The following is a 21,205-nucleotide window of genomic DNA, read 5'->3' as shown; positions in this document are numbered from 1 at the left end:
TAGGTGTTTTATTTAAAGCTTAATCAATTTAAGTTAAGTTTTCTTTGATCAATCCACTCTTTTGATTTTCCGTAAAAAACATGTGGACTACCTTTTAAATCTCCCACCTTTTTTGCACCTAATGCTAACATGGCAACCTTTAATTCATCATGAATATGATGAATCTTTTGGATTAGCTCATCCTGTCCCTCTTGGACGAGTGTTTTTAGCAAAGGGCCAGCCATCCCAAACATTTTTGCTCCTAAAACAATTGATTTCGCACCATCTAGTCCATCTCGAATTCCACCAGATGCAATTAAATGGCATGCTGGAAAAGCTGTTTTCACTTCTTTAAGGGATAAGGTAGTTGGAATCCCCCAATTATCAAATACGGCCATCGGCTTTTCTCTTCGTCGATTTTCTATAGAGGAAAAACTTGTCCCACCTTTACCACCAACATCAATATATTTCACTCCAATATTTTTCAATTGAAGAGCTGTCTCTTTGGAAATCCCAAAACCAACTTCCTTTAAAATAATGGGAACATTTACATTTTTCACCATGTTTTCTATTTTGCTTAGGCGCGAGGAAAAGTCTCGGTCACCTTCTGGCATGATTAGTTCTTGCATCGTATTTAAATGAATTTGAAGAGCATTTGCTTCAATCATATCTATTACGGTTAATGCCTGGTCCACGGTCACTTCAGACCCGACATTAGCAAACACAACTCCGCTCGGATTTTCATTACGTATAACCTCATACGTTCTTTTTTCCTTCTCATCTTTTAACGCTGAGGTTTGGGAACCTACAGCCATTGCAATACCAGTTTGATAAGCAGCAAAGGCAATTTGTTTATTAATTTCCTCTGTTGGCATACCCCCGCCACCAGTCATTGCATTAACAAAAAGAGGCGAACTCAAGGAAAGTTCGCCACAATCTACTTTAAGTGATAATTGATCCCAATTCAAAGGCGTTAAGCTTTGGTGTATGATTTCCATTTCATCAAAGCTATTTATACGAGGAAACTGTTGATCTACTGCCTCACGTATATGTGCAAGTTTTCGTTGAGATCGATTCATAGTATCACCATATCTATTCTTTTAATTTACCTAACTGGTCACCAATAACATCCCCGAGCGAGAATGTACCTTGATCACTATCTCTTTGATACTGTTCTAATTCTTTTTTATTTTTATCCATTTCCACTTCTCTTATACTTAACGACATTCTTTTGTTTTCTTCACTAACATCAAGTACTTTCACACTGACGATTTGTCCAACCTCTAATACTTCATTAGGCGTGCCAATATGACGGTCTGCGATATGAGAAATATGAACAAGTCCTTCTACACCTGGTAGTACTTCTACAAAAGCACCGAAGTTTACAAGACGTTTTACAGTACCTTCTACTACTTCACCAGGTTGAATTTTTTTCTCGATTTCATCCCAAGGTCCTGGAAGAACATCTTTAATAGATAATGAAATGCGCTCTGTATCACGATCAACAGATAAAACTTTCACTTTCACTTTTTCCCCTTCTGTCAGTACATCAGATGCTTTATCGACATGCTCATAGGAAAGTTGGGAAATGTGAACGAGTCCATCTATACCACCGATATCAACAAAACCACCGAAATCTGTGATTCGTTGAACGACACCTTCTAAAACATCGCCTTCTTTAATTTTTTGTAAAAGCTCTTGTTTTTGTTGGCCTTTAGTTTGTTCAACAACCGCTTTATGGGAAAGAATCACACGATTTTTATCACGATCTAATTCTATTACTTTAAACGTTAACGTTTTCCCTTTGTACTCTTCAAAATTCTCTACGTAGAAGGCCTCTACATGAGATGCAGGAACAAAACCTCTTAATCCAACATCTGCAACTAGACCACCTTTTACCACTTCTTTCACTTCGGCTTCAAAGACTTCCCCAGAACTTAGTTTTTCTTCAAGCTCTGTCCATGTTTTTTCAGCATCTACTAGTCTTTTGGATAATATGACTTCTTCTTCCTCCACTTTTTTCACTCTAACGGTAATTTCCTCACCAACAGATAGAGCATCGGAAGTTTTTTCTACATGCAAATTGGAAATTTCACTAATAGGTAAAATCCCCTCTACCTTATAACCAATATCCACCATAGCATGCTTCTCTTCTAGTTTTAGAACTTTCCCTGTTAGCTCATCACCTACAGATAGTTGTTCTACTTTATTTAATTCATCCATTCAAAGCCCTCCTCCAATACGACACAACGGTAAAATGTCCTTTTTTCTAACTTCTAATATTTCCAACCTTTTGTCAAGCTTAATATCGCTTAATTTTCTCATGAATTGAAAAATTCACGCTTTTGTTACATTTGCCTTATGAGAGTCTATCAATTTTTTTATATCTGCCATAATTTGATCTACTACTTCTTGAGCAGAAGCTTTCTCTTCTCTTAATTGTTCTAAATTTACTGGCTTTCCATAAACAACCTTTACCCTTTTAAAAGCTTTGTACTCCCCAATAACAGCGCACGGTATAACGACTGCATTCGATCTAAGGGCAAAGAAACCTGCTCCTGCCAAGCCTTGTTTTAATTCCCCAGTTGTACTTCTTGTTCCCTCTGGGAAAAGCCCAAGAGTGTGATTATTCTTAAGTACGTCTAATCCGTCCCGTAAAGCTTGTCTGTCCTTCATTCCACGTTTTACCGGAAAGGCTTGAATATTGCGAAGTAACCATCCAATTGCTTTTTTTTGAAATAACTCATCCTTCGCCATAAAATGTATTTGTCTAGGACACGTAATACCTACTACTGGCGGGTCTAAATTGGATATATGATTCGAGCAAATGATGACTGGACCTTTCTTAGGGACATTTTCTGCTCCGATTACCTTAATAAGAAATAAAGGTTTAAAAATTATAGAACATATTAATTTTCCTAATCCGTATAACATTCTCTTCTCCCTCTATTCATCTTATATTTCAGACGCTAACAAAAATATTTTCTCTGCTACCTGTTCAATTGACAAAGAAGTCGTGTCTATTTCAATAGCATCCCATGCTTTGACTAGCGGTGAAGCTTCTCTTTCTGAATCTAACTGATCCCTTTTTTCTATTTCTTTTTTTAGTTGCTCAATGTCTGAAGGGAATCCTTTGTCGATGTTTTCTTTATGTCTTCTCATCGCTCTCTCTTCTACTGTAGCAATCAAGAACACTTTTACTTCTGCATCAGGTATCACATGTGTACCAATGTCTCTACCATCCATAACAACTCTTCGGTTTTGTGCTAACTTTTTTTGTCGGTTAACCATTTCTTCCCGAACTTTTTTATGTTTTGCAACGATAGATACCTGGCTCGTTACATTTTGAGAACGAATATCTCTTGTAACGTCCTGACCATCTAATAACACAATTTGACTATCGTCACTATGATCAAATGAAATATCTGTCTTCAATAAGAGCTGTACTAAACTTTCTTCATCTTCTAAATCTAACTCATTATGTAATGCCTTATAAGTTAACGCACGGTACATTGCACCCGTGTCAATATATACGTAGGCTAGTTTTTTTGCTACTATTTTTGCTACTGTACTTTTTCCAGCTGCTGCGGGTCCATCAATAGCAATTGCAATATCCTTTTTCATCATTAAAGTCCTCCCTGACTTACATCAAAGTTGTTCATTCATTTACATGAATAAAAGCAGGATGAACCTGCCTTTTTTCTTTCAAATCATATCATAACCAACATTACTGGTCTATGAATGAAATAGGTTTATTTACCCCAATATATTCGTAAACGGGATTAATGTAAGAATTAATATTTGTGTTTAATAGAAGCCATTGTGACGTTAGGAGTAACACGAAAAGACAAAGTGTAATTAGCTTTACTATTTTTTCTATTCTTTTCATCGCCATCGGACCTTTTTTTCGTTAGGTTAACCAATCGTTTGCGTTTTATTCTAAGCCTTGATTGGTTACTTTTTTTTGCTCTAATTGCTTTTGAAAACAGAAACGAATAATTTTATCTCTATCTTTGTTACTAATCTTTTCAAACTCTAAAGAAACAATATCTGGTGTATCCTGTTTTTTTATACGTCTAATCACTCTAGCAGTTACATGTACATATTGATATTCAGTCGATTTAAATGGTAAAACAATCCATACACTTAACATCGAATTATCTGGAAATCGGATGTTCTTTGGAACAAATATAGCCAGCCCACCCCCGCTAATATCTACAGAGCTTGTAGTAAACGGAGGGAATATTTCTATTCCTTCATTACGTACCGATATGTCCAACGGTGTTTTTATACGAAGAAACCTTCTACGCTGAATTTTCATTACTTGATCATCACCGGGGAAATGGAGAACTAAAACTGGAATGTTATTTAGTTTTTTCCGCGCTATTACTTCCGTTTGAAAGGAGTAAATAATGTCATCCTTTCCTACATATTTGAAAGAAAAGGATGTTCCTTCAAACACAATAGATGTTCTACCTGTTTTGTTTGAAATCGGATAATGTATATAAATGTTAGTTCCTTTAAAATCAACTACTTTACTGGAAAACACCTGAACATCCTCATCGTTGTCCTGTACTGTCTCCAAAGTAATCATTGTTCCAATATCCAATTGTCTCCCCCCCACTTCCCCCTATTGTTATATCTATTATGACAAAAATTCAGAAAAGCGCAAGCGACCTTTAACGACGTATGGACTGGACTGAACATAAAAAAAGGAAAGGCCCTATGCCTTTCCTTAAGCAGAAGTTTCAAAATTCACTTCTGTTTGTTCCAATTTCTCAACACGCTCTTCAAATCCATCCTGGGCATTAATATAAATACGGTACGTATCATCGCCAAGTGTTCCTAAAAATTCATAACAAAGTACTTCCTCACCTAAATCATTGTCTATCACAGCAAGATACTCTTCTTGAATTTTCACTTTTGGATTTACTTCAGCTTTAGCTTCATCCATCGTAATTGCCGGTTCTTCAATGTCCCTTTCTTGGTGATTCACAAGGTATTCTCTCGCTGATAGCCCAATTACGTCTCCATTATCTAAAGCTACTTTCACTTGAATCGAGTCTGGATAAATTCGAATATCATCCTCTGTATATAGGAACGAGTATACTCCTACATTTCCATATTGTGCACTATTATAAGCGGCCATGTTTTCATATCCTAAGTCTTGCAAAAAATTGGTAGCTTCATTCATGCCATCATAGAGACCAATAGAAGCGTCTTGTACTTCACGATTTTGAATCATTGATATCAAATATCCGCCTTTTTCTGTAATGTCCATATATCCGTGTGTTCCATCTTTATCATAAGAAGCACTATACACTTTGATATCAGAACCTTCTCCAGAAGCGGTAATTTTTAAATCCGTACCGTTTAAATTAAAAAGGTCATTTGCTTTTTGTTTCACATCATTTTCCGTAACCTTTTCACCTTCTAATTGTATTTCACCTTCTGATTTTTTTGAAACGCCATTTATTTGATTCATGAAGTTTCCTTCAGAAAATGATTCTACACTTTTCTCTACTGTTTTAAATCCATCGATAATTGTATTATCTGCTTTTGTATCGTTGTTTACTAGTGCTAGTTGCACATCCATCCAACGTAAATTATTCTCTAATACCATGTGCTGCACTTTACGCAATTCTCTCTTAATATCACCAGATTGCTGATATAGGTTTTGTAGTAATTCTGTTTCTTCTCCAGTTAACGGGTCATCATCCAGTTCTCTAACTGCTGTTCTGTATGAAAAATCCCCTATATTAGATAGAAACTCTTCCGTTTTATTAAAGGGGATTAAAGTTAATGGTAACTGCCCAACTTCCGAATGAGCATCGGAAGTAATTCTCCAGATTTCAGCTAATTGAGGAGATAAGCTTCTAGGTGAATTCATCGCTAAAACAGTACCAATTTTATCGTTCAATAAATCTACATAGTAAGTTAAATTATGAAAGGATCTCTGATACGTATTCTCCGCTTGAAGTAAAACAGCATTTTTTTCTTGATGCTCTTGGTATCCCCAAAAAGCAACACCGATTACGGAAATGGTTAATACGACGATAGCTATCCAACGAAGCATTTTCTCACTCCTTCCTTATTTACAGAAAATATGTTGGCCAATCTTTTTGATTTGCGGTCTAGACCAAATCCAGCCTGAAGTTGCTGTATCAGGGTTGAAATAGTAAATAGCATTACCGGAAGGATCCCAACCATTAATCGCATCTAATACAGCTTTCTTTGCCTGTTCATTTGGTGTCAACCAAATTTGACCATCCGCTACTGCTGTAAAAGCTCTTGGTTCAAAAATAACACCTGATACCGTGTTCGGAAACGTTGGACTTTCTACACGATTTAAAATAACAGCAGCAACTGCCACTTGTCCCACATATGGTTCGCCTCTCGCTTCCCCATAAACAGCGTTTGCCATCAATTGAATGTCGTTTTGTGAGTATCCAGATGGCACATTTACAGATGTAGGTTGTGGAGGAGCTTGATTACCCCCTTGGTTAGCCTGAGTGTTTTCTTGGTTTTGGTTAGCGTTAGTACCTTGTTGCTGGGGCGCTGCGGTACCTCCCCCACCTCCACCTTGCTGCTTATTTTGCTTAACCTGTTGTTCTTTTGGGACTCCACCATAATACGTAAAATCTTTCCCACTTCTTATTTGCTGATGGACAAATTGTTTATCAAATTTACTTGCCCTTTTAAGCCTTTCTTGTGTCTCTTTTCCTACTAATCCATCAATTTTCATCCCAAATTCATATTGGAAATTTCGCGTTGCCCAATAGGTTCCCCATCCAAAAACTCCGTCTATTTTTCCATTATAGAAACCTAAGTATTGAAGTCTAGACTGTAACTCAATAACATCATCACCAGTAGACCCTTGTTGTAACGTACGCCCACTAAAGGCTTCCGATTTGTCTACGTTATCAAAAGTAGAAAGAGGAATGATCATCATTAATAAAAATACGGTAAAGCAACAAAGAAACTTTTTTGCATTCATTTAAATTCCTCCTGATTTTGTAAACATTTCTATGTCCTCTATATGTTTTGTAGGAAGAACAATTTTATGCATAAAGAAAAGGCAGTCCCAAAAGAAAGAACTTTTGGAAACAGCCTCTAATTGTACAATTATATATAGTTACATTTGATCAAACGTTCGTTGCATTTTCTTAACATGAACTATTTAGGATTGAGTTTTGTAAACTAGCGTTTACTATAATTAATTCCTTAGCTATATATTTTTTTGTCTTTCAATAAGAACTGGGCCTTCTATAGGCTGATTATAATTCGCTAATTTTACTTTTCTTAATGAATACGACCAAAGAAAAATCATAAATGGAATCATTACATATATCCAGTTACTTTGAATGGTTTCCAAAACAAAATCATAAAATCCATGCAACAGTGTTGGAATTAAAAACGCTAATAATAGCATTGTTTTACTATTTTTATCTTTAAATTTTGTTTTTCCGATATAATACCCCATAATTACACCAAATAGAGCATGAGATGAGACGGGAAATATAGCTCTAGCAATGGCATACTCTATTCCATTTGCCAATAAGTATAATAAATTTTCCAAGCTCGCAAAGCCTAAACTTATCGCTACACCATATACAATTCCATCATAATGATAATTAAATGAAACGTGTTTATATACTGCATATAAAAAAATAAACCATTTAAAAAACTCTTCTAACAAACCAGACAGCAAAAAAGAACTAACAATGGGGTTTTGACCTATCCCCTCGACCATAAATGCATATTGAATAAACATGATTGGAAATACAAGTAATGCTCCAAGAGCAAACGATTTAAACACCAAAGAAAAAGGTTCTGAGTCAAATCGGTCTTTTAAATAAAAAAAGACTAATAAAGCAAGACCTGGTGCAATACTAGCCGAAATAATACCAACCAATTGACTCCCCTCCATTCATAACTTTATCCTACCATGAACTATTGATTATGAAAATACTATGAAAGCAATATTATTTGCAGATAATAGTCAACCATATATATGGTTATTTAAGAACAAAAATAGCTCCGTTCACATGAACCGAGCTATCACTTGTACTATAAAGTTTTTAACTGATACCTTCTTGGCAATAATGCCTGATAGCCATTTAACGGATTTCTACTTCGTAAGAAATCCGCTAATATCAATTATCTAAAATGAAATAATTTCTTGTTTTGCTCCCATCATAACAGCTAACTTAATTCTCGCTTTTTTACTATCATGATCTGTACCTAAAATAGCCCCTTTGTTCACCAAATCATGTGCACTTCCTAGATAGTCGTAAGTTGGATAAACAGCTCCCTCCTCAGAGCTTGTTGTAATGATAACAGTAATTTGTTTTTGAATGGCATTTACGATTTCAGGAATCATGTTAGGAGCTACCTGTCCTCTTCCTACACCTTCTAATATGATGCCTTTAGCTCCTGCTTCATAAGCTGCTTTGATAAATAAACCATCAGCATTAATATAACATTTTATTATATCCACCCGAGGCAAAGGGCCTTTTAAGGAGTAGGTCTCTCTCCTTATAGGCTTTTGATAAACGTGGACTGTATCATTATCAATAATTCCTAAATATCCAAACCCAAAAGCATTAAAGCCTTGAATATTAGATGCATGTTCTTTTTTAACATATTTGGCAGCAAATATTCGTTCATTAAAAACCACAACTGTACCAACATTACGTAAATCTTTACTACAAGCGGAATAGATCGCATGACGAAGATTTATAAAAACATCACTACCTAAATCACTAGGAGCACGTTGAGAACCCGTAACAACCACGGGACGTTCATCCTGTATCGTTAAATCTAAAAAATAGGCAGTCTCTTCTAGGGTATCCGTTCCATGCGTAACAACAATCCCATCAACTTCTTCATCCTGAAAATAGTAGTCAATTCTTTCTTTTAACTTTACATAATCGTTAAAATCAATGTGCATACTTGGCTTTTGCAGTACTGATTCGATTTGTATGTGTATGCCACTGGGAAGTTCACATAAAGAAGCTAATTCTTCACCAGATAAAGCACCTGAGGACAATTTTCCTGAATCCTTATTTGGAGCACTTGCGATGGTACCCCCAGTAGTTAACAAAATTACTTTATTCATTAGCTTAACTCCTATTTATCGTATTCTTCTCCATAATCGATTTTGCGATTAATTCTCCATGAAATCTGCCATTTTCAATGAAAATTTCATTATTATTGAAACCTGCAGCTATAACACCAGCTACATAAATGTTTGGAATATTCGTTTCCATCGTATTTTCATCAAATGTTGGCCGACCTGTTTCGTCTTCAATTTCAATATCCATATCTTTTAAGAAAGAATGATCTGGATGATATCCCGTCATAGCAAACACGTAATCATTTTCAATTACATGTTGTTCACCGTGTACTGAATAGAAAACATTTTCATCAGTAATTTTGGTTACTTGTGCATTAAAAACAATATTTACCTTGCCTTTTCTGACTAAAGATTCAAAAAGGGGCAATATCCATGGCTTAATACTGCTGGAATAATCATCGCCTCGATAAAGTACTGTTACTTTCGCTCCGGCTTTTTCTAGTTCTATGGTTGCGTCTACAGCTGAGTTTTTTCCGCCAATGACCACAACATCTTGATTATAGAAAGGGTGTGCCTCCTTAAAATAATGCTGAACTTTATTTAAATGTTCACCTGGTACATTTAACATGTTAGGCTGATCATAATAACCTGTAGCTATAACAACAAAGCTCGCTACATATTCTTTATCTAATCCATTGCGTTCTTGCGTAAATACTTGAAACGAGTCTCCTGATTTCCTTACGTGATTTACTTTTTCAAAAGAATGTATGCGAAGGCTTTTTCTTTCTGCTACTGTACGATAATACGTTAATGCTTCATTTCTGACAGGCTTTTGTTTTTCTGTTATAAAAGGAAAATTACCGATTTCTAATTTATCACTCGAACTAAAAAACGTTTGATGTGTCGGATAATGATAAATGGAATTTACTACGTTTCCCTTTTCAATAAGAAGCGGGTCTATTCCTCTTGCTTGTAACTCTAGAGCAACAGACATCCCACAAGGGCCAGCTCCTACTATAATAACCTCTTCCTTGTTCATTGTTATATGTCACCTCTTTTATTCTTCATCAACTACCATATCATAAGGTATAGAAAACTTAGTTTTTGCTAACTTGGAGTGTTTGCAAAAGTCTAGTCATCCTTCTCATTTTTAGAAACATATTGAATACGTTGATATACTTTATGATATGGAAAAAAAGAAAAAACATCTCCTACATTCATCATAATAGGAGATGCTTTTTAAAGAATCAACATATAACTATTATATCCAGCCTCTGAAACGTGCTGCTTCTGCCATTTTTCTTACCCCAACCATATATGCAGCGAGTCTCATATCAATTTTTCTGTTCTGAGCTGTGTCATATACATTGTGGAAAGATTTCACGATTACCTTTTGAAGTTTTTCCTCAACTTCTTCTTCTGTCCAGTAGTAACCTTGATTATTTTGAACCCATTCAAAATAGGAAACTGTTACACCACCAGAAGAAGCCAAGACATCAGGTACAAGCAGGACGCCACGCTCTGCTAAAATTTTTGTTGCTTCTAAAGTTGTAGGACCATTAGCTGCCTCAACAACAATATTGGCTTTAATTTCATGTGCATTTTCTTCTGTTATTTGGTTTGCGATTGCAGCTGGGACTAATATATCACAGTCTAGCTTTAACATATCCTGATTAGAAATCGTATTTTCAAAAAGATTTGTTACTGTCCCAAAGCTATCTCTACGGTCCAGCAAGTAATCTATATCTAAACCGTCCGGATCATGTAATGCACCTTGTGCGTCAGATATAGCAACTACTTTTGCACCTGCATCATGCATGAATTTTGCTAAAAACCCACCTGCATTACCAAACCCTTGAACGATAACTCTTGCTCCTTGTAAGTCAATGCCTTTAATTTTAGCAGCTTCTTCAATACAAATTGTAACCCCTCTTGCAGTTGCTGTTTCTCGTCCGTGAGAACCACCAAGCACTAATGGTTTACCTGTAATAAAGCCTGGATTATTAAATTCATCAATTCTACTATATTCATCCATCATCCATGCCATAATTTGCGAGTTTGTAAACACATCTGGTGCTGGGATATCTTTAGTTGGACCAACAATTTGGCTTATTGCTCGAACGTAGCCTCTACTTAATCTCTCCAATTCACGGAAAGACATTTCGCGAGGATCGCACACGATTCCGCCTTTACCGCCACCGTATGGTAGATCTACAATACCAGCTTTTAAACTCATCCAAATTGATAATGCTTTTACTTCTTTTTCATTAACGTCAGGATGGAATCTGACTCCACCTTTCGTTGGGCCAACAGCATCATTGTGTTGTGCTCTATATCCTGTAAAAACCTTTACTATTCCGTCATCCATTCTTACTGGGATACGAACTGTCATTAACCGAATAGGCTCTCTTAATAATTCATAAGCTTCCTCCGGATAACCTAACTTTTCTAATGCACTTTTGATAACAGTCTGGGTTGACTTTAACACATCCATTTTATCGATGTTTTCCATTGAAGAATCTGCTGGTTTGTCGGCAACCATTTACTTACCTCCTAAAATGTTCAATAACAAATTATGAATCCTACTTTCAGCAATTAGTATACACATTCATACTGAATATGCAACCATTACCCTAAAGTTTATAAGAAAATCTTATTCAAGCACTTCTAAACTAACTAAAAAGCTCAGATTTTCTTAAGTGCAAATCTTTTTCAACAATATGACAAAATCTTACAGCGTTTTTAAATAAATACGAAAATATTGTAAGCGATTTCATTATAGAAGTATTTTTCTATTGTTGCAATGATATTTTTATAAATTTTTCAATCATTTCTTCATACGAAATTCCAACTGCCTTTGCAGCATCAGGAAATAAACTGGTAGGAGTCATTCCTGGTAAGGTATTCACCTCTAAAATAATCGGTTCCCCTAGTTCATTTAAAATGAAATCAACACGAGAATATGTTTCACAACCTAACAATTGATGTGCTTTAACGGCATATTGTTGAATCAAACTCGTTACTGTTTCATCAATATTAGCTGGAATGATATGGTCACTTCCACCTTCTGTGTATTTCGATTCATAATCATAGTACTCATTTTTAGGGACAATTTCGATCACTGGGAAAGCACTTTCTTGCCCTTTTTGCCCCCAAACAGCAACGGTCAATTCCTTACCCTTGACATATTCTTCTAGAAGGATTGCTTGATCATGCTCGAAAGCTTGATAAATTGCTTCTTCTAGCTTTTCTAATTCGTTTACGATGTGTAACCCTAATGTCGATCCTTCTTGATTCGGTTTGATAACAAAAGGTAGTGGAAAAGATTCTGTTATTTCTTCTTTTAAAGAGGCAATATCCTTTAACTTATCCCGATAGTATGTTTTGCCTTTTGCTACTGGAATTCCATTTTGTTCAAAGATTTGTTTTGCTTTTGATTTGTCCATTGCTAATGCAGAAGCCAGAACACCAGAACCAACATAAGGCATGTTTAGCATATCAAGCAATCCTTGAATTCTACCGTCTTCGCCAAATTTACCGTGGAGGCCAATAAAGACTATATCAGCATCTAGTTCTGTTAATTCTTTAATTTTGTCAGGATGAAAGTCTATACCAATTACATCATGCCCTTTCTTTTGTAAAGCGTTTATTACGCCTTTACCTGTCGATAAGGACACCTCTCTTTCCCCTGAAATACCACCATATAATACGACAACTTTCATTCTTTACGCTCCAATCAAAGTTCACGTTGTTTCCAAAAGGCAACTTCATCTTAACATGTTTCCCTTTTTGCAACTATCATTAAACCAAAACTTTCATAAAGAAGAAGTAAAAGTCTAATTAAAATATTGTTGGATTTGTTGGATTGCATTATCCTCCATTATGACTTTCCCATATTCCTTAAGTCTGATAGAAGTAACTGCACTTGGAGAAGAAAATTCGGACATAACAGCGATGACGTTTTCTCTATTCACAAATAACAAATCTTCTTCACTTAACTGCATATAATATTGATCTTCCCAATGATAAACAGTTCCCCCATACATATTCATTTGGGATAAATGCTCACACACTTGGATGACAGATTCAAAAGTGTAAAATGAAAAAATAAACTCTTTATTTTCATCTAATGTAACTTTCATTTCTATATAATCTTCATCTACAAAATCTAGCTCTTGTGTAACAACGACTACCATACCTTGCGCTTGAAGTAGATGTACATGAACGAGCAAGTTTCCATCAATATCAAAACCTAATTCATCACTTGCTTCAAAAAGCATTTCTTGAAAAAGCTGATGAGTTTTCGGGAAGTTATACCAAAGCTCTTCCCTGGTGAAACCACGTTCTACTAAATCATCAAATGTTAAGAAAATCTTAAACTTATTTGATCCTAGGCGCTCTAATCTCATCTATCCCACCCCCACCTTTTCCTCTTTATTATCAGTTTATGATACTTCTTTACACATAGTTATAATAAGTTATTTTATTTTTCAAAACTTTTTGAATGTATAGTTATTTGGTGACAAGTAGCCCTTGTCCCTAATCGTAGGGGCAGTTTAGTTGTTCCATAGCCTTCACTAATTAAAAAATTAGATTTTCCCTTTTGCTTCCAACCACCTCTTGGTTGGAGTCCCCAACCTAAGATTCTTATTTGGCCACCATGAGTGTGACCGCTTAATACTAAGTCTACCCGATTTTGCTGTTGTTCAGTAAGTAAATGATACGTTTTAGGTTCATGGATAGCTAATATGACGTATTCACCAATAGCATTGTCAAACGCATAGTTAGGATAAACGTCTTTTATAGAGGGGGAATCTAGCCCGATTACACTTAACTTAAACTCATTTGCAAGCTCGAATTCCATTACTTCATCACATAAAATATGTACGCCGTTCTCTTTCAACAAAACCTCTAAGTCATGAAAATTGATTTCATAATCATTATTTCCCCACACAAAAATCACTGGAGCATTTAGGTTTTTTAGTTTTACGATATTTTCTTTAATTCTCTTTAACGATACACCTTTTTCACATAAATCCCCACCAATAACAGTTAAATCTACTTCATCTGTTTTGCTTAGTGTTTCATCGTTAATGATCCTTTTATGAATGTCTGAGATGAAGAATATAGTTAAGGGCTTTGTGTTTGAAAACTTCTCTTCTTCCCAAATTGTTTTTTCAAGATAATCCGCATGAGCCTTTTTGAACATATAACGAAGGAAAAGGCTTCCAATTAGTAATAGCAAGACAACGTATACCAATGAAAAAGCTCCTTTAATTGTATTTTCCCTAAATGAAAACCCTTGTCAATTTAAGACAAGGGTTTTATTGGTACAATTATAAACTATTACCTTTATATGCAAAAGATATTCCAATTACATTTCTTTTACGTCTAAAATTCTAAAACCTGATTTTTCTAATCGTTTCGTTAATTTTTCTACGTTCTCATTTTTTTCAATTTTTAAAACAATCCTTCTTGCTAGTTTATCCGTTTCATCAAAAGTTGCTAGCGAAATAACATTTCCGTGGAAATGTTGGATAATATCTGCCAGTCTAGAAATCCGCCCTTCTGATTCAATGGAGGTAAAAGCAATTCTTACACCTGATTTTCTCATACCAAATGCGCTTTCGAATTGCTCTAATACATCATAACGAGTTACTAACCCTATAAAAATTTTACTTTCATCTGTAACAGCTAACACGGAAAAGTCTTTAAAAGTCGTTAATGTCTTTTCAAAAACTGCTTCATCAGTAATATGTAAATCTGCATGATCTACAAGGTCTACTACTTTATGAGAAGCTAAAAAATCTTCTTTGTTGCTTTCTTTTGACTCAAAAAAGGATTGATAAATCATCTGTTTAGAAATCATTCCGACAAACTTATTATCCTCTAGAACAGGTACAGCCTGAATGTCCTCTTTGTTTAACAAGTTTAATACACTTGTTAATGTTTCATTAAGATTCGTTGTAAAACAGCGATGCTTTGGTTTCATTATGCCTTTTACAAACATGGTGGTCACCTCACAATTGTTTTCATCTTACTTGCATTATATATTCGACAGAAAACAAGAAATACCCTTTTATAAATAAAATTATTATTCGAATTAGACAAGTTGTCAAAACATAAAATGAATTGATTTTAACTAAGCAATATGAGAGGAGGATTTCATTGCACACCCTTAGAAAATACTATCACCCGTACATTAGTCCTTTCGATCCTTGCCCACCTATTAAAGTAAAAGGTTATGAAACACCACCTAATTTATATATGGGCTTTCAACCCCCATCTCTGCCACAATTCGAACCAAAAAAAGCACTCGCATATGGAACCTTATGGCCTGCTCTATATAGCCCATATCCAAGTCCACCTGTTAGGAAGGAGGTAAACGAATGAGTCATAAATCAATGCCACCAGAATACTATCAACTTCTAGAGGATATTCAGGCGGTGGATTTTGTGTTGGTAGAGCTAACACTTTACCTTGATACACACCCAAATGACTATGAAGCCATACAACAGTTCAACTACTATGCGAAGCAAAGCAAAATGCTAAAGAAAGAATACGAAAAAAGATATGGCCCTTTACGTCAATATGGAGCTAGCTACAGTGGTTATCCTTGGTCCTGGGACGATACCCCTTGGCCGTGGCAAGTATAAAAAGGAAGGGGGATTATAACGTTATATGTGGTATTACGAAAAGAAGTTAGAGTATCCCGTTAAGGTTAGTACATGTAACCCGACGCTTGCAAAATATTTAATTGAACAATATGGAGGTGCTGACGGTGAGTTAGCCGCCGCACTTCGGTATTTGAACCAACGCTATACAATACCGGATAAAGTTATTGGTTTACTAACAGATATCGGTACAGAGGAATTTGCTCATCTAGAGATGATTGCAACAATGATATATAAATTAACAAAAGACGCAACTCCAGAAATGATGAAACAAGCAGGATTAGATCCTCACTACGTCAACCATGATTCGGCACTGTTTTATCACAACGCTGCTGGTGCACCATGGACGGCAACCTATATCCAAGCAAAAGGGGACCCAATTGCAGATTTATATGAAGATATTGCTGCAGAGGAAAAAGCGAGAGCAACATATCAGTGGATCATTAATTTATCCGATGACCCTGATTTGAACGATGGTTTGAAATATTTGAGAGAACGGGAGGTTGTCCATTCGCAGCGATTTAGAGAAGCAGTTGAAATACTAAAAGAGGAGCGTGATAAAAAGATTTTCTTCTAGCAAAAGATACGAATGGAATCTAGAAACTATTACTCCACCAACTCTTAATTCACACTTAAATTGCTTATTTGTTTAAGTTATTCTTTTGATGAAAAATTAATCTTTTTTTATAGCCGTTTCTAATAGATTGTTGGATTACACAATATTCTTCAACTGCGACTTAACTATAGGTTTGCAGTTTGATGAGTGCTATACGACCGCTTCGGCAGAATACTTCGCTTTCCACGGGCACGGCCTCAGCCTCCTCGCGGAAAACCACTGCTGCGGGGTCTTCAGACACGCGTTATCCCGTAGGAGTCTGTGTATTCTGCCTACGCTAAGATTGATTTTCTGAATCAAGGATAGCGGTAAACCAAATAGGCATGTTAGATAATTCTTCCTTATCAATACGACTATTTTTCTACTTTCTTTTTCCAAATTCATCCGTACATTAAAGATAAGCACATGCTTAGCGAAGGGAATACACGGGACAGCGAAGACGTTGAGACCCCATAGCGAGCGTTCTGTGCGAGTGAGGAGGCTCAGCGCGAGCCCTAAGGTGCGTGTAGTGTATTTCCGTAGCGGTGGAATTCTGACACATTAAATTATGTCGCAGTTTCTATCAACTGTTAAATAAATGAAAATAACCTTTTAGAAAAGATCCTTTTTTATACTTCTGACCTAGTGAATCATAACATCGTCAACCGATCCTCTTGTTTACCTAACGTAAAGTAACTTGAGCGAAGTCGAGAGGACCTATGATGATTCGAAGGAACAAAAACTCTATTCATCACATAAAGTTCTATAAAAAAGGCGTCCATCACTGGACGCCCTTACATTTTACCGGTTTTCAAAGAATATTTCTTCTCCAAGCGGATTGTTAAATTTAAAGCTATCATTATCTTGAATTTTATTTGTTATGTCTCCCCAATAGTAATAAAGGGGAATGGCAATAAGAATAAGGAAAAAAAGGACAACCATGGACCTTAAAGTTATGATATGCCAGCGTTTCCCTTTCTTTTTTTCCTTTTTATTCGTATGAACCTTACTGCGAGGAGGTAGCTGAGAAACATCCACTACATCCTCGGCTTTTTTTTCTTCGATGACATCCATTTGAGCGTTAAAGTGACTTTTCTTCTTCTGTCTTCTCTCCATACGTGTTGACACCTTGACCACCCCATTTAAATTTAATAAAAAGTGCCAGCAAAAAATCTACCAAAAAGTGTGAAACTGTCGTAACAAGTAAATTATTGGTTAATTCATACATGTATCCAATTAAAAAACTAATAAACAAAATAGAGATGAGTAAAACAGGTTTAAACAAATATCGAAAATGGACAAGAGCAAAGGACAGACTCCCGATCAAATACCCGAAAGTATGATGGATCACGCCCCTAAATAACATTTCCTCGGAAATAGCCACAAGACTTGTGATTATAAATATTTGAATAAAACTACGATTGGTAAAAATTCTTTCATTGATTCCACCATCATCATAATGTTTTTTGGGTACATATTTCATAAGCACTAAATCAATAATAACGATTATGACAGCTGGTATAATAGCAAAATAAATTAACTGATTAATGTCCCAAAAATATAACGTTTTCCAATCCGTAAATGAATCAAACAAGAAATAGCTACTCCCAAGTGCTAATAGCAAAATAAAACCTTGTGATAAATATAATTGGAAAAGCAATTCTTTATCTGTCAATCTTTTTATTAATTCTGCTTGTCTAGATTGTTTTCTCATCTGGTCCCTCCTGATGAAAAATTTCTTTTAATTCTTCCATCCAACTATGCACTTTTCTTTCTCTCGTAACAATTAGCGGTTCCCATTCGTTGAAGGTGAATCCACAGAAATCGCAACAATTTTCTGTTGGCGCCTTAAACCCCTTTTGAAAGGACTGATATATTGTTTTTCTTCTACATTCATCCCCATGAACCCATTCCAATAATTCATAAAACTTTTGAACCTTGTGTGAAAATCTTTCTTGTTTGTACGTCACAGTATGTCTATAAGCGTTTTCTATTTTTTCTTTGTCTTTACTAATTATCCCATCTTGAACAACGTGAAATTTTTCCATCTGAAACAGGATGAATTTCCATTGGGATTCACTAAGTTCACATTGACTAATTATTTCTTCTTGTTTCTCTTCTATAGAATTTAACTGCAGCGGATTCACATATTCATATACATGTTTAATTTGATTTTCTGTTGGCAGTTCTAGTTCCATTAAATGAATAGGTATTTGTTCATCCCCCTTGCTATACAGAACAAGACCAACACTAGAATCCCCATCTCTGCCAGCCCTTCCGACTTCTTGGATATAGGACTCTTTTTGCGTAGGTAAATGAAAATGGATGACGAGACGTACATTCGGCTTGTCCACACCCATTCCAAAAGCACTTGTACAACAAATAACATCTAGCTGATCGTTCATAAATTGCTGTTGGATTAGCAGCCTGTCATCTGGTTCCATACCTCCATGATAAAAGGCTACTTTCAGATTTGTAATTTTTTCTTTTAACATAAAACATACTTTTTCACACCACTCACGGCTTGAAAAATAGATCATCGTTGATACCGGATGCATACGCAATATGTGTTCGATCCGTTCCATCTTCTCTTGCCAGTTTTCTACATGTTCTACCGTAAATGTAAGGTTCTCCCTGTCCATTGCGTATACTCTTTTCTTCATCTCAGGTCTTTCTAGATACTTTACAATATCATCCTGAACCTGTGGAGTAGCTGTTGCACTTAAAGCTAACACTCTAGGGTACTTTAATTTTTTTATTACGTCATTTAGCTTTAAATAGTCTGTTCGAAACTCATGCCCCCACTGGGAAATGCAATGGGCCTCATCGACTACAAATAGAGAAATGTGTAATGACGTAATTTGAGTCATAAAGTGTTCGTTTTGCAACATTTCTGGTGAACAATATATCAGTTTATAATGATGAAGATTATTAATTCTATGCTTTTTTTGGCGAAAGTCTAACATACTATTAATAGCTGTTACCCTTTTAAATCCTTTCGCTTTTAATTGCTTCACTTGGTCAACCATCAATGATATAAGAGGAGAGACAACAATTGTTATCCCCTCTAAATACAAACTTGGCAACTGATAGCATAGCGATTTACCAGTTCCCGTCGGTAAAATCCCTAAAACATCATGATCAGAAAGCACATCAGAAATAATTTCCTTTTGCCCCTCCCGAAAACCAGAAAAGCCAAAATGCTTTTCCATTAACTCTTCAACTTCTTGCGTAAGTAAACTCATATTGTAGGCAACTCCTTAGTAGGATTGCTAGAACGAAAATGAATAGCGTGCACTAATCTAATGGCAAAGTAATCTACATGTTCTGGTAAATGTTCTTTAATTGTTTTTAGACGTTTAGTGTCTAGCTTTTCCGTAACTTCTAAAATTTGTTGTTCCACTTCTTCTGACACGTATTTTCTTATTGGAAACCTAGGATCAACAAATGCTATTTCAATTACATGGTCCAGCACCGTATTTAACTTAAGGCGTCTCTTTTTTGCAATCGTATTTAATGGTATTCCACTGTTTAAAAATCGCAATGTTTGTTTCGCAGATTCTGTCAATGGCAGCTTGTGAAAATCATTTGGAATAAAATCTAATAACCTTTTATATTGTCCTTTTTTTTCATAAATTTGGTTCATCATAAAATGAAGTGTACTTTGCGTATACATTTCCACATCGTGCTTCGTCATCTGAAAACGATCTGCTGTTTGAAATTTACTCAACCCTATTTTGTTGAACCCAGTCAATTGAGAAACAAAAATACTTGCCTGTTGACTCGGTTGCTTACTGAGTAGGTTACATAATTCCTCATACATATCATTAAATATCACATCCAATTGACCTTTATATTGAACAAAAAATTGTTTCATCCACTGAATAGTTAATTCCTGATCGACGATTGGTACAAATCTGTTATTGCCTCGGGTAACATTAGAAGCTGTTTGAATAAATAATTGAATTCGAGACCAAAAAACCGGTGCCATTTGGTGTAGGTGATAGCCACTTAACCAATGCAATCCTTTATTATTTTCCATATGATGTTGAAGAAAGGTTATACCTTTGTTCGTAATAAATGTAGTATTATGTGGGTTACTTTTAATAAAACCTAGTTTCATTAAATATAGTATTTCTTTATCGAAATCTTTTCTTTTTAACGTTTTATATATGCCAAAGTAGTTTTTTAAGTTTAGCGTATTAGCATCTTGCACGGTTTGTGAGGATTTTTTTCCCGTTAAAAGATGAAAGATAGCGGAATCACTTCTTTCCATTTGTATCTTTTGGAAGGAATCTAATAGAATAGTATGAAACATACAATATCACCCTTATTCAATAATGAACCGACAACTTATTTACAAATTTTCAACAAAGTTCTTATTTAAATGATATTATACACGTTATATATTGAAAAGTTTTATTATCAGTTTTAAAATATGTTAATGAGTCAAAATAAAAAACGCTTTATTCATATAATACTTACCTTGTTTTAAGTCATAGGAGGATCATATATGCCAAAATTTACGATAGTAGATAAAGATACATGTATTGCTTGCGGAGCTTGTGGAGCATCTGCTCCAGATATTTTTGATTATGATGATGAAGGCATTGCCTTTAATATTTTAGATGATAATACTGGAACAGCTGAAGTGCCAGAGGAATTACACGAGGACTTAGAAGATGCTTTTGATGGCTGCCCCACTGATTCTATTCGGGTAGCTGAAGAAACATTTAATGGTGACCCAGACAAATTTGAATAGAAGGAAGCCCTTGTCCATAAATGAACTGTAACCCCGTTTACGGACAGTTTAAAAAAAGCGCCTATACGGCTATTAAATGGCCCCGGAATTCTTCCGGGGTCATTTTATTTAAGCCC

Annotated in this window: 24 protein-coding genes; 4 read left to right on the top strand and 20 right to left on the bottom strand. The window is 35.4% G+C overall.

From position 1 onward, the window contains the following. Positions 1-23: 23 nt before the first annotated feature. From fni to HNQ94_RS03045, 16 genes are all read right to left on the bottom strand, one after another. Positions 24-1,058 (bottom strand): type 2 isopentenyl-diphosphate Delta-isomerase, encoded by a 1,035-nt coding sequence (fni, locus tag HNQ94_RS03120; RefSeq protein ID WP_174495127.1) that lies wholly within the window; start codon positions 1,056-1,058, stop codon positions 24-26. Between the two features lie 13 nt (positions 1,059-1,071). After that, complete coding sequence (rpsA, locus tag HNQ94_RS03115; RefSeq protein WP_174495128.1) at positions 1,072-2,202, bottom strand: 30S ribosomal protein S1; 1,131 nt, start codon at positions 2,200-2,202, stop codon at positions 1,072-1,074. A 114-nt stretch (positions 2,203-2,316) separates the two neighbouring features. Then, on the bottom strand, positions 2,317-2,913 hold the full coding sequence (locus HNQ94_RS03110; protein WP_174495129.1) for a lysophospholipid acyltransferase family protein: 597 nt from the start codon (positions 2,911-2,913) through the stop codon (positions 2,317-2,319). Between the two features lie 21 nt (positions 2,914-2,934). Then, positions 2,935-3,603 carry a (d)CMP kinase gene (cmk, locus tag HNQ94_RS03105; RefSeq protein WP_174495173.1) on the bottom strand — a complete coding sequence of 223 codons (669 nt, stop codon included), beginning with the start codon at positions 3,601-3,603 and terminating at the stop codon, positions 2,935-2,937. Positions 3,604-3,706: 103 nt separating this feature from the next. After that, positions 3,707-3,868 carry a DUF5359 family protein gene (locus tag HNQ94_RS19790; protein ID WP_174495130.1) on the bottom strand — a complete coding sequence of 54 codons (162 nt, stop codon included), beginning with the start codon at positions 3,866-3,868 and terminating at the stop codon, positions 3,707-3,709. 45 nt (positions 3,869-3,913) lie between these two features. Beyond that, positions 3,914-4,588: a flagellar brake protein gene (locus tag HNQ94_RS03095; RefSeq protein WP_174495131.1), complete on the bottom strand. Its 675-nt coding sequence runs from the start codon at positions 4,586-4,588 to the stop codon at positions 3,914-3,916. Positions 4,589-4,714: 126 nt separating this feature from the next. Further along, positions 4,715-6,055, bottom strand: coding sequence for a germination protein YpeB (gene ypeB / locus HNQ94_RS03090; protein WP_174495132.1), 1,341 nt, complete (start codon positions 6,053-6,055; stop codon positions 4,715-4,717). 15 nt (positions 6,056-6,070) lie between these two features. Beyond that, entirely contained in the window at positions 6,071-6,976 is a 906-nt protein-coding gene (sleB, locus tag HNQ94_RS03085; protein WP_174495133.1) for a spore cortex-lytic enzyme, read from the bottom strand. A gap of 231 nt (positions 6,977-7,207) precedes the next feature. Further along, a complete protein-coding gene (gene prsW, locus HNQ94_RS03080) occupies positions 7,208-7,894 on the bottom strand; it encodes a glutamic-type intramembrane protease PrsW (protein ID WP_174495134.1) in 687 nt (228 codons plus the stop codon). Between the two features lie 249 nt (positions 7,895-8,143). Then, the gene (locus tag HNQ94_RS03075; RefSeq protein WP_174495135.1) at positions 8,144-9,100 is read right to left on the bottom strand and encodes an asparaginase; all 957 of its coding nucleotides are present in this window, start codon (positions 9,098-9,100) and stop codon (positions 8,144-8,146) included. Positions 9,101-9,104: 4 nt separating this feature from the next. Next, positions 9,105-10,097 carry a YpdA family putative bacillithiol disulfide reductase gene (locus HNQ94_RS03070; RefSeq protein WP_174495136.1) on the bottom strand — a complete coding sequence of 331 codons (993 nt, stop codon included), beginning with the start codon at positions 10,095-10,097 and terminating at the stop codon, positions 9,105-9,107. A gap of 222 nt (positions 10,098-10,319) precedes the next feature. After that, positions 10,320-11,600, bottom strand: coding sequence for a Glu/Leu/Phe/Val family dehydrogenase (locus HNQ94_RS03065; protein WP_174495137.1), 1,281 nt, complete (start codon positions 11,598-11,600; stop codon positions 10,320-10,322). A 250-nt stretch (positions 11,601-11,850) separates the two neighbouring features. After that, complete coding sequence (locus HNQ94_RS03060) at positions 11,851-12,780, bottom strand: D-alanine--D-alanine ligase family protein (protein WP_174495138.1); 930 nt, start codon at positions 12,778-12,780, stop codon at positions 11,851-11,853. A 114-nt stretch (positions 12,781-12,894) separates the two neighbouring features. After that, complete coding sequence (locus HNQ94_RS03055; RefSeq protein ID WP_174495139.1) at positions 12,895-13,467, bottom strand: genetic competence negative regulator; 573 nt, start codon at positions 13,465-13,467, stop codon at positions 12,895-12,897. 74 nt (positions 13,468-13,541) lie between these two features. Further along, positions 13,542-14,318 (bottom strand): metallophosphoesterase, encoded by a 777-nt coding sequence (locus HNQ94_RS03050; RefSeq protein ID WP_174495140.1) that lies wholly within the window; start codon positions 14,316-14,318, stop codon positions 13,542-13,544. Positions 14,319-14,432: 114 nt separating this feature from the next. Continuing rightward, the gene (locus HNQ94_RS03045; protein WP_174495141.1) at positions 14,433-15,068 is read right to left on the bottom strand and encodes a CBS domain-containing protein; all 636 of its coding nucleotides are present in this window, start codon (positions 15,066-15,068) and stop codon (positions 14,433-14,435) included. Between the two features lie 158 nt (positions 15,069-15,226). On the opposite strand from HNQ94_RS03045, the gene HNQ94_RS03040 reads away from it, so the two are divergent. Genes HNQ94_RS03040 through HNQ94_RS03030 form a run of 3 tightly spaced genes read left to right on the top strand, consistent with a single transcriptional unit; the run spans position 15,227 to position 16,309 of the window. Beyond that, positions 15,227-15,451 (top strand): spore coat associated protein CotJA, encoded by a 225-nt coding sequence (locus HNQ94_RS03040; RefSeq protein WP_174495142.1) that lies wholly within the window; start codon positions 15,227-15,229, stop codon positions 15,449-15,451. After that, positions 15,448-15,714, top strand: coding sequence for a spore coat protein CotJB (locus tag HNQ94_RS03035; RefSeq protein ID WP_174495143.1), 267 nt, complete (start codon positions 15,448-15,450; stop codon positions 15,712-15,714). The genes HNQ94_RS03040 and HNQ94_RS03035 overlap by 4 nt, the downstream gene beginning before the upstream one ends. A 25-nt stretch (positions 15,715-15,739) precedes the next feature. Further along, the gene (locus HNQ94_RS03030; protein WP_174495144.1) at positions 15,740-16,309 is read left to right on the top strand and encodes a manganese catalase family protein; all 570 of its coding nucleotides are present in this window, start codon (positions 15,740-15,742) and stop codon (positions 16,307-16,309) included. Between the two features lie 819 nt (positions 16,310-17,128). Here the strand turns inward: HNQ94_RS03030 and HNQ94_RS03025 are convergent. The 4 genes from HNQ94_RS03025 to HNQ94_RS03010 are packed head-to-tail and all read right to left on the bottom strand — an operon-like array spanning position 17,129 to position 20,645. Then, on the bottom strand, positions 17,129-17,443 hold the full coding sequence (locus tag HNQ94_RS03025; RefSeq protein ID WP_174495145.1) for a hypothetical protein: 315 nt from the start codon (positions 17,441-17,443) through the stop codon (positions 17,129-17,131). Beyond that, positions 17,409-18,041: a CPBP family intramembrane glutamic endopeptidase gene (locus HNQ94_RS03020; protein WP_174495146.1), complete on the bottom strand. Its 633-nt coding sequence runs from the start codon at positions 18,039-18,041 to the stop codon at positions 17,409-17,411. The genes HNQ94_RS03025 and HNQ94_RS03020 overlap by 35 nt, the downstream gene beginning before the upstream one ends. Further along, positions 18,025-19,572 (bottom strand): RecQ family ATP-dependent DNA helicase, encoded by a 1,548-nt coding sequence (locus HNQ94_RS03015; RefSeq protein ID WP_174495147.1) that lies wholly within the window; start codon positions 19,570-19,572, stop codon positions 18,025-18,027. The genes HNQ94_RS03020 and HNQ94_RS03015 overlap by 17 nt, the downstream gene beginning before the upstream one ends. Then, entirely contained in the window at positions 19,569-20,645 is a 1,077-nt protein-coding gene (locus HNQ94_RS03010) for a YpbB family protein (protein WP_174495148.1), read from the bottom strand. Before HNQ94_RS03010 ends, HNQ94_RS03015 begins: the two co-directional genes overlap by 4 nt. A gap of 195 nt (positions 20,646-20,840) precedes the next feature. On the opposite strand from HNQ94_RS03010, the gene HNQ94_RS03005 reads away from it, so the two are divergent. Next, positions 20,841-21,089: a ferredoxin gene (locus HNQ94_RS03005; RefSeq protein WP_174495149.1), complete on the top strand. Its 249-nt coding sequence runs from the start codon at positions 20,841-20,843 to the stop codon at positions 21,087-21,089. Positions 21,090-21,205 lie beyond the last annotated feature (116 nt).

The sequence above is a fragment of the Salirhabdus euzebyi genome (assembly GCF_014207435.1).
GTDB classification, from domain to species: domain Bacteria; phylum Bacillota; class Bacilli; order Bacillales; family Alkalibacillaceae; genus Salirhabdus; species Salirhabdus euzebyi.
This window is presented reverse-complemented; position numbering and strand designations above follow the sequence as displayed.